This window comes from Streptomyces sp. NBC_01497 (genome assembly GCF_036250695.1).
In the GTDB taxonomy this organism is placed as follows: Bacteria; Actinomycetota; Actinomycetes; order Streptomycetales; family Streptomycetaceae; genus Streptomyces.
Genome location: NZ_CP109427.1, coordinates 1,506,306 through 1,522,759, shown reverse-complemented (window position 1 = coordinate 1,522,759; position 16,454 = coordinate 1,506,306). Strand labels below are relative to the sequence as shown.

14 protein-coding genes are annotated in these 16,454 nt (G+C 73.4%); 6 read left to right on the top strand and 8 right to left on the bottom strand.

What is annotated here, in order from left to right; all coding sequences use genetic code 11:
* Nucleotides 1-133: 133 nt before the first annotated feature.
* The 3 genes from lysA to OG310_RS06560 form a co-directional block, all read right to left on the bottom strand.
* Entirely contained in the window at nt 134-1,474 is a 1,341-nt protein-coding gene (gene lysA / locus OG310_RS06570) for a diaminopimelate decarboxylase (protein ID WP_329454932.1), read from the bottom strand.
* A complete protein-coding gene (locus tag OG310_RS06565; RefSeq protein WP_329454931.1) occupies nt 1,471-1,965 on the bottom strand; it encodes an SAV_915 family protein in 495 nt (164 codons plus the stop codon). The genes lysA and OG310_RS06565 overlap by 4 nt, the downstream gene beginning before the upstream one ends.
* Nucleotides 1,966-2,358: 393 nt before the next feature.
* Entirely contained in the window at nt 2,359-3,234 is an 876-nt protein-coding gene (locus OG310_RS06560) for a LuxR C-terminal-related transcriptional regulator (protein ID WP_329454930.1), read from the bottom strand.
* A gap of 121 nt (nt 3,235-3,355) precedes the next feature.
* Here OG310_RS06560 and OG310_RS06555 point away from each other — a divergent pair, with 121 nt between their 5' ends.
* Both OG310_RS06555 and OG310_RS06550 read left to right on the top strand, forming a co-directional pair.
* Nucleotides 3,356-5,107: an AMP-binding protein gene (locus OG310_RS06555; RefSeq protein WP_329454929.1), complete on the top strand. Its 1,752-nt coding sequence runs from the start codon at nt 3,356-3,358 to the stop codon at nt 5,105-5,107.
* Nucleotides 5,104-6,762, top strand: a complete 1,659-nt coding sequence (locus OG310_RS06550) for an AMP-binding protein (RefSeq protein WP_329454928.1) — start codon at nt 5,104-5,106, stop codon at nt 6,760-6,762. Before OG310_RS06555 ends, OG310_RS06550 begins: the two co-directional genes overlap by 4 nt.
* A gap of 184 nt (nt 6,763-6,946) precedes the next feature.
* On the opposite strand, the gene gcl is transcribed toward OG310_RS06550, so the two are convergent.
* Nucleotides 6,947-8,725, bottom strand: a complete 1,779-nt coding sequence (gcl, locus tag OG310_RS06545; protein WP_329454927.1) for a glyoxylate carboligase — start codon at nt 8,723-8,725, stop codon at nt 6,947-6,949.
* Between the two features lie 230 nt (nt 8,726-8,955).
* Between gcl and OG310_RS06540 the strand changes: the two genes are divergently transcribed.
* Entirely contained in the window at nt 8,956-9,741 is a 786-nt protein-coding gene (locus tag OG310_RS06540; RefSeq protein WP_329454926.1) for a hypothetical protein, read from the top strand.
* 172 nt (nt 9,742-9,913) lie between these two features.
* On the opposite strand, the gene OG310_RS06535 is transcribed toward OG310_RS06540, so the two are convergent.
* Nucleotides 9,914-10,495 (bottom strand): hypothetical protein, encoded by a 582-nt coding sequence (locus OG310_RS06535; RefSeq protein WP_329454925.1) that lies wholly within the window; start codon nt 10,493-10,495, stop codon nt 9,914-9,916.
* Nucleotides 10,496-10,579: 84 nt separating this feature from the next.
* Between OG310_RS06535 and OG310_RS06530 the strand changes: the two genes are divergently transcribed.
* Nucleotides 10,580-11,086: a GNAT family N-acetyltransferase gene (locus tag OG310_RS06530; RefSeq protein ID WP_329454924.1), complete on the top strand. Its 507-nt coding sequence runs from the start codon at nt 10,580-10,582 to the stop codon at nt 11,084-11,086.
* An 80-nt stretch (nt 11,087-11,166) separates the two neighbouring features.
* Here OG310_RS06530 and OG310_RS06525 read toward each other — a convergent pair whose 3' ends face one another.
* Complete coding sequence (locus OG310_RS06525) at nt 11,167-11,535, bottom strand: nuclear transport factor 2 family protein (protein WP_329454923.1); 369 nt, start codon at nt 11,533-11,535, stop codon at nt 11,167-11,169.
* A gap of 216 nt (nt 11,536-11,751) precedes the next feature.
* Nucleotides 11,752-12,201: a Fur family transcriptional regulator gene (locus OG310_RS06520; RefSeq protein WP_329454922.1), complete on the bottom strand. Its 450-nt coding sequence runs from the start codon at nt 12,199-12,201 to the stop codon at nt 11,752-11,754.
* 808 nt (nt 12,202-13,009) lie between these two features.
* On the opposite strand from OG310_RS06520, the gene OG310_RS06515 reads away from it, so the two are divergent.
* Entirely contained in the window at nt 13,010-14,203 is a 1,194-nt protein-coding gene (locus OG310_RS06515) for a glycoside hydrolase family 88 protein (RefSeq protein WP_329454921.1), read from the top strand.
* 165 nt (nt 14,204-14,368) lie between these two features.
* Here OG310_RS06515 and OG310_RS06510 read toward each other — a convergent pair whose 3' ends face one another.
* A complete protein-coding gene (locus OG310_RS06510) occupies nt 14,369-14,623 on the bottom strand; it encodes a DUF6158 family protein (protein ID WP_329454920.1) in 255 nt (84 codons plus the stop codon).
* A 170-nt stretch (nt 14,624-14,793) separates the two neighbouring features.
* Between OG310_RS06510 and OG310_RS06505 the strand changes: the two genes are divergently transcribed.
* Complete coding sequence (locus tag OG310_RS06505; protein ID WP_329454919.1) at nt 14,794-16,089, top strand: FAD-dependent oxidoreductase; 1,296 nt, start codon at nt 14,794-14,796, stop codon at nt 16,087-16,089.
* The last annotated feature ends 365 nt before the right edge of the window (nt 16,090-16,454 follow it).

The following is a 16,454-nucleotide window of genomic DNA, read 5'->3' as shown; positions in this document are numbered from 1 at the left end:
ACGCGGGGGCCGCCGCCCGGCACGTGGGCGCCGGGCGGCGGGACGGGGGAGGGGTCTGCCTGCCCGGCGCCCGACGGGCTCCGTGGCACTCGGAACCGGAGCGAAGCGGCCCGGGACCCGGTCAGGGCCGGCGTCAGAGCCCGACGTCCCGACGGCGCTGGTCCTCGAAGCTCTCCCGCCGGACCAGCAGGCGCGACCTGCCGTCGGCAAGCGCGACCACCGGCGGACGGCCCGTCATGTCCGAGGAGCCGGCCATCGAGAGCTGGTACGCGCCGGACGCCGGCACCGCGAGCAGGTCACCGGGCCGGATGTCGTCCGGCAGTTCCACCGACTCGGCGAGGACGTCGCCCGCCTCGCTGTGGCGGCCGACGACGGTCGCCGCGCGCATCGGGGCGTCCGAGGGGCGCCCGACCCTGCGGGCCGTGTAGCGGGCGCCGTACAGCGCGGGCCGCGGGTTGTCGCTCATGCCTCCGTCGATCGCGACGAAGACCCGCCCCCCGGTCCGTTTGACCGACAGCACCCGGTACAGCGCGATACCGGCCGGGGCGACGACCGACCTGCCCGGCTCGATCGTCAGCCGCGGATGCGGCAGGCCGTACTGTGCGCAGGCGTCGTCCAGCGCGCCGAGGACGGCCGTCGCGTACTGTGCCGGCCCGGGTGCCGGATCGCCCGGCCGGTACGCGACCGCGAAGCCGCCCCCCAGGTCGAGCTCTCCCGGCGTGATCCCGTACCGCTCCCTGACGTGGGCCATGAACGCCACCAGCCGCCGTACGGCCCCCGCGTACACGGCCGGGTCGGCCGTCCCAGGGCCCAGTTGGCAGTGCAGGCCGACCAGTTCGAGCCTGGGCTGGCCGAGGATGCGGGCGATCGCGTCATCGGCGCCGCCCTCGGCGATGGAGAGGCCGAACTCCTGCCCCCGTGCGGCGCCGACCCCGCGGCCCGCGCCGGTCCCGGCGCCGGGAAGCACCCGCACCATCACCCGCTGCGCCTCGGGCCCCGGCACCTGCGCGGCGATCCGGGCGATCTCGCAGTCCGAGTCGATCACGATCCGGCCCACACCGAACCGCAGGGCGGTGCGCAGGTCCTCGGGCGACTTGGCGCTTCCGTGCAGGATCATCCGCGAGGCGGGGAAGCCGCGTGTCGCGGCCAGCTCCATCTCACCGGTGGTCCGGACAGCGAGGCCCAGCCCTTCCTGTTCCACCCAGTCCACCACGGCCCGGCACAGGAACGCCTTGGCCGCGTAGACCACGTCGGCCTCCGGCAGCGCCCGGCGCCACGCGCGGGCGCGGGCGCGCACCTCGTCCTCGTCAAGGACGTACGTCGGGGTGCCCCACCGTTCGGCGATCTCCGACAGGGCCACCCCGGCGACGGCGAGATCGCCGCCGGGGGCCACCACCGCGGAGCGCGGCCACACCGAGGGCGCGCTGAGCCCGGGTGCGAGTTCACCGGTCCCGGGAGCGTGGCGTGTTGTCATACGGGTATCACCCCGGACAGCTTCGCAGGGCCCCCGGCCCCTTCCTCCCGCTGGGGGAGGAGCTCCGCTGCGGACGCCCGCCGGACGCACCCGTTCCTGCCTCCCTGCGGGGCCACCCTGGCGCCGGTGGCACACGGTGCGACTGTCCTTCGCGGGTCCACCGTCACGAGCGGGGCGCCGAGCGGCTCGGCCAGTGAGCGCAGCGCCGACTCCGCGAGCAGCACCCAGGGCTGCTGTTCGCCGAAAGCCGCCGCCAGCAGTGATCTGCTGGTGAACGCGACGGCGGTGCGCGTGCCGGCGGGGGTGCGCGCGAATCGCAGCTGTGTACCGCCGGCCGAGCCGATCCGCACCGGCACGTACAGCGGCCGGCAGGAACGCGGGTCCGCGGCGGGTACGGGTGCGAGGGCGACGGGCGCGGCGGTGGCGGCAGGGTCGGGGTCCCCGGCTTCGTCCGAGCCCTCGGAGGTGAGGAGCTCCATGGTGTCCTCCATCAGGAGATCGTGCCGGCCGGACCGGTGTCCGGCCGATAAGGGGAAGCTATGCCCGGTTTTGCCGGCCCTTGTCACCCATGACGGCCCGTTGACCTCCACGGCCCGGAAATTGACGCGTTCCTGGCGTCCTGTTCGACCCGCGTCGCCGCCGGTGAACGTACGCGCGCACCGGGTGTAACGCCCGCGTCACGCGCCGGCGACGCCCGGCGAAACACCCGGCTCATGGCCTCCGGGCGCATGGACGCGGGGACGGAGCCGCCGGTGGACGCACCACCGCTCACACGGTGCACGGGGCGCCGCGGCGGCCTGAACGCCGGCCGCGGCACGGCGCTCCCCGGTCGGTGGGCGCGTCGCGCCGTGCGCCGGTGAGGAGGGGCGTCCACAGCGCCCAGGTCACGGCAGCGCCCCCGCGCGCCGCGCCGCCACCACCGCCTCCAGCCGGGTGTGGGCCCCGAGTTTGCGCATCGCGGAACACAGGTACCCCTTCACCGTCTCCGGCCGTATGCCGAGCGCGGCCGAGGCCGCCGCGTTCGTCGCACCGGCCGCCACGCACGCCAGCACGTCGACCTCCCGCGGCGCCAGCACCACCCGGCGCGCCGGGGCGGCCGGCGGGGCCGCGGCGGCCCCGGACAGTCGGGCGCAGGCCGCGAGCAGCTGCTCGCGCAGCACCGGGTCCGCGATGCGCGGGGCCAGCGCCCGCAGTTCGCCGTGTGCGGCCCGCACCTCCTCCCAGGCGCCGGTCCCCGCGGCCGGGGCCGGCTGAACCGGCGGCTCCGTACCGGGCCCGCCGCCCGGGGCCGCCGTCCGCGCCAGTAGCCGCCGCGCCTCGTCCCGTGCGACGAGGGCCTGTTCGACGTCCCGCGCGGCGGTGACCGCCGCGTCGAAGACCCGGTCACCGATCGGCAGCGGCGTCCGCAGCGCGCCGTACAGCACACCCCGCACCCGGCGGCCCACGATCACCGGCACCGCGACGACCGAGCGCAGCCCCTCGGCCGCCACGGCCGTGTCGTACTCGTGGCTGATGTGCCGCGCGAGGGCGTAGTCCGCCACCCCGCAGGGCCTGGCGAGCGCCACCGCCTTGCCGCCGACGCCATGGCCCGACGAGATCAGCAGGCCGCGCAGCGCGGGCGTGGCCGCGCCGGACAGCTCGGTGAGCCGCAGGCTCGCCGGGTCGTGGAGCAGTCCGCCGAACGCGATGGGCAGCCGCGCCGATCTGCGCAGGGAGACCAGCGCCGACCGGATCTCCTGCGACTCGCCCGTACCCGTCACGTGTCCGCACCTCCACCGCGTTTGCCCGTCACCCCCGTACGGGGGTGGTGAGGCCTGTATCACTGTCTACACGATGCGGGGCAAGGGTCCGGCGATGAGGCCGGCGACGAGGAGGCACCACATGACGGCAGGCGGCACCACCGGCCGGGGCGCGGATCCAAGCGACCCCACCGCGCAGTTCAGGACGGCCCGCGACTTCCTGCTGGCGCATCGCGACGACTACCGGGGTGCGTACGAGGGGTTCGTGTGGCCCCGGCCCGCGCACTTCAACTGGGCGCTCGACTGGTTCGACCGGATCGCCGAGGACGCGCGGAACGCGGACCGGCTCGCGCTGCACATCGTCGAGGAGGACGGCTCCCGCACCCGCCGCACCTTCCCCGAGATGGCAGCCCGCTCGAACCAGGCGGCCAACTGGCTGCGCGAGCAGGGCGTGCGGGCCGGCGACCGGATCGTCGTCATGCTCGGCAACCAGGTGGAGCTGTGGGAGACCGCACTCGCCGCGATGAAGCTGCGGGCCGTCGTCATCCCCGCGACGCCACTGCTCGGCACCCTCGACCTGCGCGACCGGGTGGGGCGCGGCGGGGCCCGGCACGTGATCGCGCGCGCCGCCGACGCGGCCAAGTTCGACGGCGTCCCGGGGGAGTACACCCGGATCGTCGTCGGCGCGGGCTCCGCCGCCGCGGAGCCCGGCGCAGCGCGATCGGTGCCCGCCGGCTGGCGGGCCTACGAGGACGCCTACGCGGCGCCGGTGGCCTTCGAGCCGGACGGGCCGACCGCCGCCGACGACCCGTTGATGCTGTACTTCACCTCCGGCACCACCGCGCGCCCCAAGCTCGTGGAGCACACGCACGTCTCGTACCCGATCGGGCACCTCGCGACGATGTACTGGATCGGGCTGATCCCCGGTGACGTACACCTGAACATCGCCTCGCCCGGCTGGGCCAAGCACGCCTGGTCCAACCTGTTCGGGCCGTGGAACGCGGAGGCCACGGTCTTCATCCACAACTACACGCGCTTCGACGCGGCCCGTCTGATGGCGGAGATGGACGCCTCCGGTGTCACCAGCTTCTGCGCCCCGCCCACCGTCTGGCGGATGCTGATCCAGGCCGACCTGAGCCAGCTGCGCACCCCGCCGCGGGAGGTCGTCGCCGCCGGGGAGCCGCTGAACCCCGAGGTCATCGAGAGGGTGCGGCGCGAGTGGGGCGTCACCATCCGCGACGGTTTCGGCCAGACCGAGACGGCGGTGCAGGTCGCCAACTCGCCCGGGCAGCTGGTGAAGGCGGGCTCGATGGGCCGCCCGCTGCCCGGTTTCAGCGTCGAGCTCCTGGATCCGGTGTCCGGCGAGCCGGGTGTGGCCGAGGGCGAGATCAGCCTCGTGCTCGCCGGGCGCCCCGTCGGCCTGATGACGGGGTACAACGGCGATCCGGAGCGTACGGCGGCGGCCATGTCCGGTGGCTTCTACCGCACGGGTGACATCGGCGCCCGGGACGCCGACGGCTACATCACCTACGTGGGCCGCAGCGACGACGTCTTCAAGGCCAGCGACTACAAGATCAGCCCCTTCGAGCTGGAGAGCGCGCTCCTCGAACACGAGGCCGTGGCCGAGGCGGCCGTCGTGCCGGCCCCCGACCCGGTGCGCCTCGCCGTGCCCAAGGCGTACGTGGTGCTCGCCGAGGGCTGGGAGCCGGGCCCCGAGACCGCGAAGGTGATCTTCGAGCACTCGCGGGCGGTGCTCGCGCCCTACAAGCGGCTGCGGCGCCTGGAGTTCGCGGAACTCCCGAAGACCGTGTCCGGCAAGATCCGCCGTATCGAGCTGCGTGAGCGCACCGCCGCCGGCTCGGCCGAGGAGTACGCGGAGGGCGATCTGACATGACGACGCGAACAGCTGCGGCGGCCGCATCGGCGGCAGTGCCCGCCCCGGGCGCGCCCTCGTACACGCACGGCACCGGCACCACACCGCTGCTCGGCGACACCATCGGCGCGAACCTGGCCGCCGCTGTCGCCGCGTACGGGCAGCGCGAGGCGCTGGTCGACACCGCGTCCGGGCGGCGCTGGACGTACGCGGAGTTCGGTGCGGACGTCGAGCGGCTGGCGCGTGCCCTGCTCGCCCTGGGCATCGCGAAGGGCGACCGTGTCGGCATCTGGGCCGTCAACTGCCCCGAATGGGTGCTCGTCCAGTACGCGACGGCCCGGGTGGGCGCGGTCATGGTGACCATCAACCCGGCGTACCGCAGCCACGAAGTGGGCTTCGTGCTGCGGCAGTCGGGCGTCCGACTGCTGGTCGCGTCGTCGGCGCACCGGACGAGCGACTACCGGGCGATGATCGACGAAGTCCGGCCGCAGTGCCCGGGCCTGCGGGCCGTCCACTACATCGGCGACCCGAGCTGGGACGATCTGGTGGCGGCCGCCAGTGGCGCGACTGCCCAGGAACTGGTGGCGCGCGAGGCGGAGTTGTCCTGCGACGACCCGATCAATATCCAGTACACCTCCGGGACGACCGGCTTTCCCAAGGGCGCGACGCTCTCCCACCACAACATCCTCAACAACGGATACTTCGTCGGGGAGACGGTCGGATACACACCGGCCGACCGGATCTGCCTGCCCGTGCCCTTCTACCACTGCTTCGGCATGGTGATGGGCAACCTCGCCGCCACGTCCCACGGTTCCTGCGTGGTCATCCCGGCCGCCTCCTTCGACGCGGCGGCCACCCTGCGCACCGTGCAGCGGGAGCGGGTCACCTCGCTCTACGGCGTGCCCACGATGTTCATCGCGGAACTCGACCTGCCGGACTTCGGCTCGTACGACCTCTCGTCGCTGCGGACCGGCATTATGGCGGGCTCTCCGTGCCCGGCCGAGGTCATGAAGCGCGTCGTCGCGGAGATGCACATGAGCGAGGTGTCCATCTGCTACGGCATGACGGAGACCTCGCCCGTCTCCACCCAGACCCGGCGGGACGACGACCTGGAGCGCCGCACCGGAACGGTGGGGCGGGCGCTGCCGCACATCGAGGTCAAGGTGATCGACCCCGCGAGCGGCGTGACCCTGCCGCGCGGGGAGGCGGGCGAGCTGTGTACACGCGGCTACAGCGTGATGCTCGGCTACTGGGACGACCCCGCGCGCACCTCGGACGTCGTCGACGCGGGCCGGTGGATGCACACCGGGGACCTCGCGGTGATCAGGGACGACGACTACGTCCAGGTCGTCGGCCGGATCAAGGACATGATCATCCGGGGCGGGGAGAACGTCTATCCCCGGGAGATCGAGGAGTTCCTCCACGCGCATCCGAAGATCGCCGACGTCCAGGTGGTGGGGGTCCCCGACGAGCGCTACGGGGAAGAGGTGGTGGCGTGCGTCATCCCCCGTGACCCGGCCGACCCGCCGGGGCAGGAGGAGATCGCCGCGTACTGCGCCGAGCGGCTCGCGCGCTACAAGGTGCCGCGCCGGGTGGAGATCGTGGACGCGTTCCCGATGACGGTGAGCGGCAAGGTGCGCAAGATCGAGCTGCGGGAGCGCTTCACGCGACCGTAGGGCGCTGAGTCCGCACCGGCACTTCCCCGTCCACCTCGCGAACGGCGGGGCCGGCCCGTACCATGCCCTCGCGGGGAGCGCGGACCGGCCTCGACCGCGTGAACGCGGGCCCCGCGCCGGGGTGTTGCCCGGTACGGGGCCCGCCGGTCCCCCCGGGGCCGTCCCCCCGGGGCCCGCGCCGGCCTCAGGCCAGCGGCAGGATCTCGGTGGGCGCGTGGCCCGGTGCGGTGGCCAGGTCCTCGAACTCGTTGACGGAGCCGATGTCGGTGCCGCTCATCGCGATGTTGGTGACGCGTTCCAGGATCGCCTCGACCACCACGGGCACGCGGTGTTCGGCCGCCAGTTTCTTGGCCTCCTCGAACGCGGGCAGCAACTGCTCCGGCTCGGTCACCCTGATGGCCTTGCAGCCGAGGCCCTCGGCGACCTTCACATGGTCGACGCCGTACCCGCCGGTCCCCGGCGCGTTGATGTTCTCGAACTCCAGATTGACCTGGAAGTCCATGTCGAAGGCGCGCTGCGCCTGGCGGATCAGCCCCAGATACGCGTTGTTGACCAGCACGTGGACGTACCCGATGCGGTGCTGGGCGCCCACGGCCAGCTCCTCCAGCATGAACTGGAAGTCGTAGTCGCCGGAGAGCGCCACGACGCTCGCCCCGGGATCGGCCGTGGCGACGCCGAGCGCGGCGGGGATCGTCCAGCCGAGGGGGCCCGCCTGGCCGCAGTTGATCCAGTGGCGCGGCCGGTAGACGTGCAGCATCTGCGCGCCCGCGATCTGGGAGAGACCGATCGTGGACACGTACCGTGTCTCGGGGCCGAAGGCGCGGTTCATCTCTTCGTACACCCGCTGCGGTTTCAGCGGCACGTCGTCGAAGTGGGTCCTGCGGTGCAGGGTGGCCTTGCGTTCGCGCGCTGCGGCCACCCACGCGCCGCGGTCCGGGAGTTCGCCCGCGGCCCTGAGTTCCTTCGCCACCTCGACGAAGAGGGTCAGGGCCGCGGCCGCGTCCGAGGCGATGCCGTAGTCGGGGGCGAAGATCCTGCCGATCTGGGTGGGTTCGATGTCGACGTGCACGAAGGTCCGGCCCGCGCGGTAGACGTCGAGCCTGCCGGTGTGCCGGTTGGCCCAGCGGTTGCCGATCCCGAGTACGAAGTCGCAGGCGAGGAACGTCGCGTTGCCGTAGCGGTGGGACGTCTGCAACCCGACCATGCCGGCGTTGAGTTCATGGTCGTCGGCGATTGTGCCCCAGCCCATCAGGGTGGGCACGACCGGGGTGCCGGTCAGTTCGGCGAACTCCACCAGCAGCGCCGAGGCGTCCGCGTTGATGACCCCGCCGCCGGCGACGATCAGCGGCCTGTCGGACGCGGCGAGCATGCGAACGGCCTTCTCCGCCTGCGCGCGGGAGGCGACGGGCCGGTAGACGGGCAGCGGCTGGTACGTCTCGGGGTCGAACTCGATCTCGGTCTGCTGCACGTCGAGCGGCAGGTCGATGAGGACGGGCCCCGGCCGCCCCGACCGCATGAGGTGGAACGCCTGCTGGACCACACCGGGCACCTGGGCCGCCTCCAGCACCGTGGTGGCGGCCTTGGTGACGGGCCTGGCGATCGAGGCGATGTCGACGGCCTGGAAGTCCTCCTTGTGGATCACGGCGGTCGGAGCCTGCCCTGTGATGCACAGGATCGGGATGGAGTCGCCGATCGCCGAGTAGAGGCCGGTGATCATGTCCGTGCCCGCGGGGCCCGACGTGCCGACGCACACTCCGATGTTCCCCGGGCGCGCGCGGGTGTAGCCCTCGGCCATGTGCGAGGCGCCCTCGACGTGGCGCGCGAGGGTGTGCTGAACGCCGCCGGCTGCCTTGAGGGCGGCGTAGAACGGGTTGATCGCCGCGCCCGGCACACCGAAGGCGTGGGTCACACCCTCGCGCTTCAGGATCTCAACTGCCGCGCGGGCGGCGGTCATTCGAGGCATGAGTGCTCCTCATTCGGCTGGCGGATTCGGGCTCTGTCGCGCCACCTGAGAGCACAAATTCCGTAATGTGGAAAAACTGTTTTGCTATACGGAAATTAAAGTAAAGGGGGTGGGCAGGTCAGTCAAGGGGGAATCCGGTGTCCTCTCCCCAATACCTCGCTCTTGGTGGACGATGGACCACGCAACGCGATCGGCCGGAGTGACCATGAGAGGCCTGTGGGGGGCACGTGATGGATGCGGAGCGCGGAGTCAGCGTGGACTGCCCGGCCTGCGGGCGCGGACATCGCTACACGGCACCGACGTACGCGTGCGCGTGCGGCGCGCCGGTGGCGCCGCCCCTGCGCGGCGGCGCGCGGCCCGAGCCGGTGGTGCGCCGGTCCTGGACGGACGAGTGGGTCGTCGTACGGTGCCCGGCGTGCGGCCGCGACGGGCATTGGCCGCAGCCCGAACTCGACTGCCCCTGCGGCACGATGCTGCGCATCCCCGTCGAACCGGCCCCGCCCGCCGGGCCGAGTCCTGTGGCGCCCCCGCTCGGCGCCTCCGACGCCGGCGCCGTCTTACCGCGCGACTGGCCCCCGCGTGACTGGTCGCCGCGTCCCTCGCACATCCCACTGCCGCGCACGGCCGCGGCCCCCAGACCCTCCTTTCGCCCGCTGACGATCCGTACGGCACGCGACGCCGTCACCGCCGCCGGTCTCTACCTGCGCTGGCTCGGCTTCCACGGGGTGGCCGCGGCCGAGCAGCGCCAGGACTCGTGCATCGATCTCAGGGGCCCCGACGTCGTCGCGCAGGTCGATCCCACCACCAGCCGCACCCCGCTGCGCGCGGTGGAACTCGTCTGGCTGTACGGGCTCCACGAGGCGGTCACCGGTGTGCTGTTCTCCCTCGCCGGGTACGCGGACGACGCGCGGGCCCGCGCCGACGAGCTGGGCGTGCCGATCTTCGTCATGGACCTCACCGGTACCCCGCAGCCGGTCAACAGCGCCGCGGACGAACTCGTCTCGTCGGAGCTGTGAGTTCGGGGCCGTGAGCCTCAGGGGTGCGAGTCGGCTGGTGAGTCGTTGAGTCGTTGAGTCGTTGAGTCGGTGAGTCCTGAATCCTGGGTCCTGAGACCTGAGCTGTGGGCCGGGGGCGCCGGGCGCCGCAGGGGTCCCGGAGCCGGTACCGGCGGCCCGCCGCCGCCCGGTGTCACTTCGTCAGGACGTTGACCACGATGATGAACAGGCCGAGCAGCACGTCGACGGCCCCCGCCCGGCAGCCGGCGAACCACCCCTGCCCCGCCACCCGGGCCGCCCACAGCCCCCAGCCGAACAGCGCGGCGGTGTTGATGATCAGGGCGATGTTGATGGCGCCGTTCTCGCTCCAGAAGCCGGCGTACGACCCGAGCAGCGCGGCCACCGTAGGCAGCGCCGCGACGAGCAGCGCCCACTCGTTGAGCACCGAGCGGATGGTGCCGGGCGAGACCTTCCCGTTCGTGACGGTGCGGTGGGCGATGGCGTGGGCGTACCCGTGCGCCGCCGACCCGGCCACCGCCGCCGCGAACACCCAGGCCGCGTCGTAGCCGGGATCGGGCGGACCGCTCTCGTCACCCAGTGCGGCGGCGAGCGCGCTGGCCAGCACCGTGCCGTACACGCCGCCGAACAGCAGCCGCTGGAGCGGGTCCCCGCGCCGTGCCGGCCGGTGCCGGGACGTCCGGCCGACCGCCTTCTTGGCCGTGGCGCCGTGCGGCCGCGGGGCCGGGGACTCTCCGTCGTGGGGGCTGTCGGACACACCGCCGCCTCTCGGAACGCACCATGCCGGGGACTCCGCCGATGTAACAGCACCGGACGCACGTGGTCGCGTAGGCTCCCCGGCATGTTCATACGACTCGCCACCGTGGCGGACCTGGCTGAGATCCCCCGTATCGAACTCGCCGCCGGGGAGCTCTTCCGCCGCATCGCGATGGCGGAGGTGGCCGCGCACGAACCACCGTCCCCCGAGGTACTGGAGGGCTACCGCGAACACGGGAACGCGTGGGTGGCCGACAACGGGACGGGGCGGCCCGTGGCGTTCCTGCTGCACGAGGACGTCGACGGCGCCGCGCACATCGAACAGGTGTCGGTCCATCCCGACGCGGCGCGCCAGGGCGTCGGGCGCGCCCTGATCGAGGATCTGGCCCGGCGGGCCGGCACGGCGCTGACCCTCACGACGTTCGCGGACGTGCCGTGGAACGCGCCCTACTACGCGCGTCTCGGCTTCCGGACGCTGACCGCCGACGAGGTGACCGGGGGGCTGCGGGAGATCAGGCGGGCGGAGGCGGACATGGGCCTCGACGCGTGGCCGCGGATCTGCATGCGCAGGGAGCCCGCCGGGGAGGTGTGAGGCCGTCCCGACGACGGTGGGCGGCCGGGGGCCGCGGGGCCGGCGGGCGGCGGGGGCAGTCACGTAGGTGGGAGGCGCCGTCAGGTCGGCGTCACCATGTCGCCCGGGCTGAAGCCCGTCCCCTGGGTGAAGTACAGCTGCCACCCCGCCTCGCGCGTTTTGCGCCACAGCGAACTGCGGTGCGCGCGGCGCTCGCTGACGTTGATGTCGAACGTGAGGAGCACCAGATCCGGGGCGAGCTCCCGCGCCGCCAGCAGGGTCACCGTGCCGGGGGTCCTGGCGGAGGGACCCCACTCGCGCAGTTCGTCGATGTACGACGCACGGGTGTACGAGGTCCCCGAGGAGCCGAACGAGCGGAACTCGGGATGCAGCAGCCTGCCGAGCAGGGTCGGGGAGGTGAAGACGGCGGGGTCGAGGAAGCGCAGCTCACCCTCGATCGCCGCGGTCACGGCATCCGATGGTTCGCCATTGCTCACCCGGGCCATCCTGCCGGACGGTCCGCCGGCCGGCGCGCACGACACCGCCGGACGCGTCGCCCTGACGAGCGCGCCAGCCGCCGCACGTGTCGTCCCCGGCGGCCGGCGCTGCGGGCCGACGGCGGCGTCGGTACCGGGCCCGGCGCGGCCGTGCCGGGGTGCGGTCGGAGGTGGCGCGCGGCGACGCGGTCAGGGTGTGGTCGCGGCCCGGCAGTCCTGGCACAGACCCCACCAGGTGATCTCGGCCTCGTCCAGGGCGAAGCCCTTGGCGTCCAGCGGGTCGAGGCAGGGCGCCACGCCCACGCCGCAGTCGACGTCCTCGATGTGCCCGCACGTCCTGCACACCAGGTGGTGGTGGTTGTCGCCGACGCGCAGTTCGTAGCGCGTGGGCGAGCCCGCGGGTTCGATGCACCGGACCAGACCGGCCTGCGTCAGATCGTCCAGCACGTTGTACAGGCCCTGCCGGGACAGGCCCCTCGCCGGCTCCGCGGCCTTGATCCGCTGCTCGACCTCCGCCGCGGTGGCGTGCGAGCCGTATCCCAGGGCGCCCAGCACCGCACGCCGCTGGGCCGTGCTGCGCAGCCCCTTGTGCCGCAGCAGATCGGTCGCGGTCTTCGGCTTGCTCGCCGCTGTCTCCATGGTGGCGGTCACCCTCCTTCGGCCACGGCCACAGTAGGCGACACAGTTGACCGGATCAATTCTATGCGGACGTGGCGACGTCGTGGTCCGCCGCGCGGCAGGCGGGGCGGACGATCCGGCGCGTGTCCCTGCCGCATCGGATGGCCGCGATCCCGCTGAACCGGCGGACGACGGGCCCCCGCGACCTGGCCGTGTGCGGAGCAGACGCGCGTCCCACTGTGGGCGCACGCGCCCACGGCCGGTGTGTCCGTGCGGGCTTCCCGGCAGCCGTAGCAGGTCGGACGCGGGGCTCCAAGGCCCCCTCAGGGCGGCCCGGTGCTCGCATCGGCCCGCCCTGACCGGGAACGCAGCGTTGACGCCGTCACATCTGGTTGCCCGGCCACCCGGCGACGCCCGACGCCGAACGCCCGACGGCGGACCACGACGATCGGCGACCGATGACCGATGACCGGTAACGGCGGACACGGCGATCGGCGACGGCGATCGGCGACGGCGACCGACGGCCGGCGGGCGAGTGACGAAGAAGCGGCGTGCCTTCCCGGAGTCACGGGCCGTGGGTGGCTCCCGGCCCCGCGACGCACGCCGTGGCCGCTCTTTTCGACGGCGTGCTCCGTCATCTCGCCTCGCGCAGGCGGACGTTGGGGGCTGTCCGGGGTCTGGCGGGGGGATGGTCCAGTCCTTTAGGCTGCGCCGCAAGTTCATGGAGGTACCCCACGTTCACTCACATGAACGCCCTACGTGCGACGCACCTCACCTCGCATCCCTGTCATGTCCTGTACCGCCCGGACCCCACACGGAAGGCCCTGCCATGGATCGACGGCATCTCCTGGGCACCGGCGCCGCGCTCGCGGCCGCCGGCCTGCCCCCGCTCGACGGCGTCGCACACGCGGCGCCGGCTGCCTCCCGCTCCGCGACACCCCGTCCGGCGACAGCCCGCCCCGAGGTGCCGCGCGCCGCCGGCGATGCGCTGCCCTCCCGGGCCGAGATCACCGCCGTCCTGCGCGAGGTCGCCGACCAGTGGATCGACGCGAACCCCGGCCCCGGCGACAACCAGTGGGCCAACGCCACCTTCTACAGCGGTCTCATGGCACTCCACACGCTCACTGGGGACGCCCGCTACCTGGACCGCTCACGCTCCTGGGCCGAGAGCCACGCCTACGCGCTGAACGGCGGCACCACCACCCGCAACGCCGACGACCAGTGCGCGGGGCAGGTGTACCTCGACCTCTACGAGGCGGAAGGGGGCAGCGCGAAGCTGACCGCCATCGAGGCCTGCCTGCACCGCATGACATACACGGACCAGGTGACCAAGAACGACGACTGGTGGTGGGACGACGCGCTGCACATGGGCATGCCGTCGTTCGCCAGGCTGGGCGCACTGCGCGGCGACACCGGCTACTGGACCAAGCTGCACAGTCTGTACACGCACACCAAGAGTGCCGAGGGCGGCCCGGGCCTCTTCGTGCCCGCCACGGGGCTCTGGTACCGGGACAAGAACTTCCTGCCGGGCGGCATCCTCTCCCCGTCGGGTAAGCCGGTGGTGTGGTCACGCGGCAACGGCTGGGTCGCCGCCGGGCACGTCAAGACGCTGAAGGCACTGCCCGCCGGGCGGTCCGACACCGCCGAGTACGCCGACACGCTGAAGCGGCTGGTGACGGCGGTCGCCCGGGTGCAGCGCGCCGACGGGTTCTGGAACGTCAATCTCGCCGATCCGCGGCACTTCCCGGGTCCGGAGACCAGCGGCACCGTCTTCTTCGCGTACGGCACGGCCTACGCCGTCGCGAGCGGACTCGTGGACCGGGCCACGTACCTGCCCGTCGCGGCGCGCGCCTGGAACGGCCTCGTGGCTACGGCCGTGCACCCCGACGGCGCGCTCGGCTACGTGCAGAAGGTGGGTGACCGTCCCGACTCCAGCCAGCCGGTCACCTACGACAGCACCGCCGACTTCGGCGTCGGCGGCTTCCTCCTGGCGGGGGTGGAACTCGCCGCCCTGGCCTCGTAGCCCCGGGCCGCGCAGCCGCAGCCGGGGGCCAGGAGCAACCGCCGTCCGTCCACGTCCGTCCACGCCGTCCCTCCACGCGGGTGGGGCGGCGCGGACGGGCACCGGCGTGTGCCCCCGGACCGCGCCCCGCCCGTTGCGGTCCGGGCCGTCCTGGCACCCCGGTGGTCAGACCCCGCGCCCCCGTGCTCCCTCACGGGTGCGTCCGGCGAGGACGTGCCGTTTCGGGTGGCGCCGCAGGTACTCGCCCTCCAGCTGCGCGGTGCGCGTGTTGTGCGTGTCGAGCGCGTCCTTCGACCCGTGCAGGAGCGTGTCGTGCCGGGTGCGGTGCAGTGTCTCCAGCTCGCGCAGCAGCTGCTGGTCCTCCAGGAGGGCCGGGTCGCGACCTCGCATCCTGTAGTCCTCGTGGCCCGTACCGGTCATGGGAAGACTCCTTCCGTCCAGTCCGCCACCACATAGGTACCCGCTGGGGAGGAAACGTCTCCTCCGTGGACCGCCCGGCTGCCGCGCCGGGGGAGCGGGCGGCTGAGAGGCTACCTCGTGAGCCTGTCCCCGCGGCCGCGGGGACAGCGGCACCGCCGGAGGTAACGCACATGGTCACGCTGCCCGCACGTCATGACGTGATCGTCGTCGGGGCCGGTCTCGCCGGTCTCGCCGCGGCACTGGAACTGGCGGCCCGGGGCGCCGACGTGAGCGTCCTGGAGGCGGGGGAGCGGGTCGGCGGCCGGGTCGCCACCGACCGTCGCGAGGGCTACCTGCTCGACCGGGGTTTCCAGGTGCTGAACACCGCCTATCCGGAGGCGACGGGTGTGCTCGACCTCGCCGCACCGGACCTGCGGCCGTTCGCCCGCGCCCTCGGCCTGTACGCGGACGGGCGCCACAGCGTCCTCGCGGACCCGCGGCGCGACCCCCTGGCCCTGCCGCGCCTGCTCCGCGCGCCGATCGGGTCGCCGAGTGCGAAGGTCGCGCTCGCGCGCTACGCGCTGGAGGTGTCCTTCTCGTCGGCCGAGGGGCTGCTGCACCGCCACGACGTTCCCGCCGCCCGGCACTGGCGGGCCAGGGGCCTCTCCGACCGGACGGTCGAGCGCCTGCTGCGGCCCTTCTTCGCCGGGCTGACGCTCGACCCGGACGCCACCACGTCCGGCCGGTTCGTCGATCTCATGGTGCGGATGTTCGTGCGCGGCGAGGCCGCGGTACCCGCGGCCGGTATGTACGTCCTGCCGCGCGATCTCGCGGCCCGGCTGCCGCAGGGGACGGTGCGCCTGGGGACAGCCGCCCGGCGGGTGGCCGCCGACCGCGTCGAGACGGACGAGGGGACCCTTCTGGCGCGCGCCGTCGTCGTCGCCACGGATGCCCGCGCGGCCGCGGCGCTGCTGCCCGGCCTGCGGGAGCCCGCCTGGCACGGCGTGACCACCTGGTACCACGCCACCGACGCCGGGGCCCTGGCGGAGACGGGGGCGCGGCTCCTCGTGGACGGGGACGACTCGCCCGTCGACAACAGCGTCGTGATCAGCGCCGCCGCGCCCGGGTACGCGCCGGCGGGCCGCGCGCTCGTCGCGACCTCGGCCGCCCACCGCGAGGGCGCCCCGCACGGGGAGGCCGCCGAGCCGGCGGTGCGGCGCAGGCTCGCCGACCTGCACCGTGTGTCCACCCGCGACTGGGACCTCGTCGCCACGTACGACATCCCGTACGCCCTGCCGGCCATGACCGCGCCGCACCCGTTCGTGCGCCCGCCGCTCGCCGGGGAGGTGTACGTGTGCGGCGATCACCGCGACACCAGCTCGATCCAGGGCGCGCTGTACTCGGGACGGCGGGTGGCGCGAGCGGTCGCGGCGGGGCTCGGGCTCGGCGGACGGCCCGTGGAACCGGGCCGTACACACACGGCGTGATCGCTCGAACGCGTTTGGTCGCGGAAACCAGTGCGATTTCGTTCTGCGGACAACCCGCACATTGCAAGCGTCCGGGGGCCATCACTGCACAGGGCCTTTGCCGCCGGGCCGGTGCCCGACCGGACGGTACGGACGGAATGCGAGGTTCCGGAGGCCCGGCGGCCCCGCGGCTGACCGAGGTTCGGACCATGGTGTGAAGAAAGCGCGCCGCCACGATGGGGGCCCGGGCACAACACACCACAGACGCACGGCACATATGAACCAGGAGCCCGTTTCGCGGGTGGCTGCCCGTGGGAGGTCCGTGCTTACATCCCATCGCACGCCACCAACACCACCGGTGATTTCGTCCCTGACGGGAAGGCACT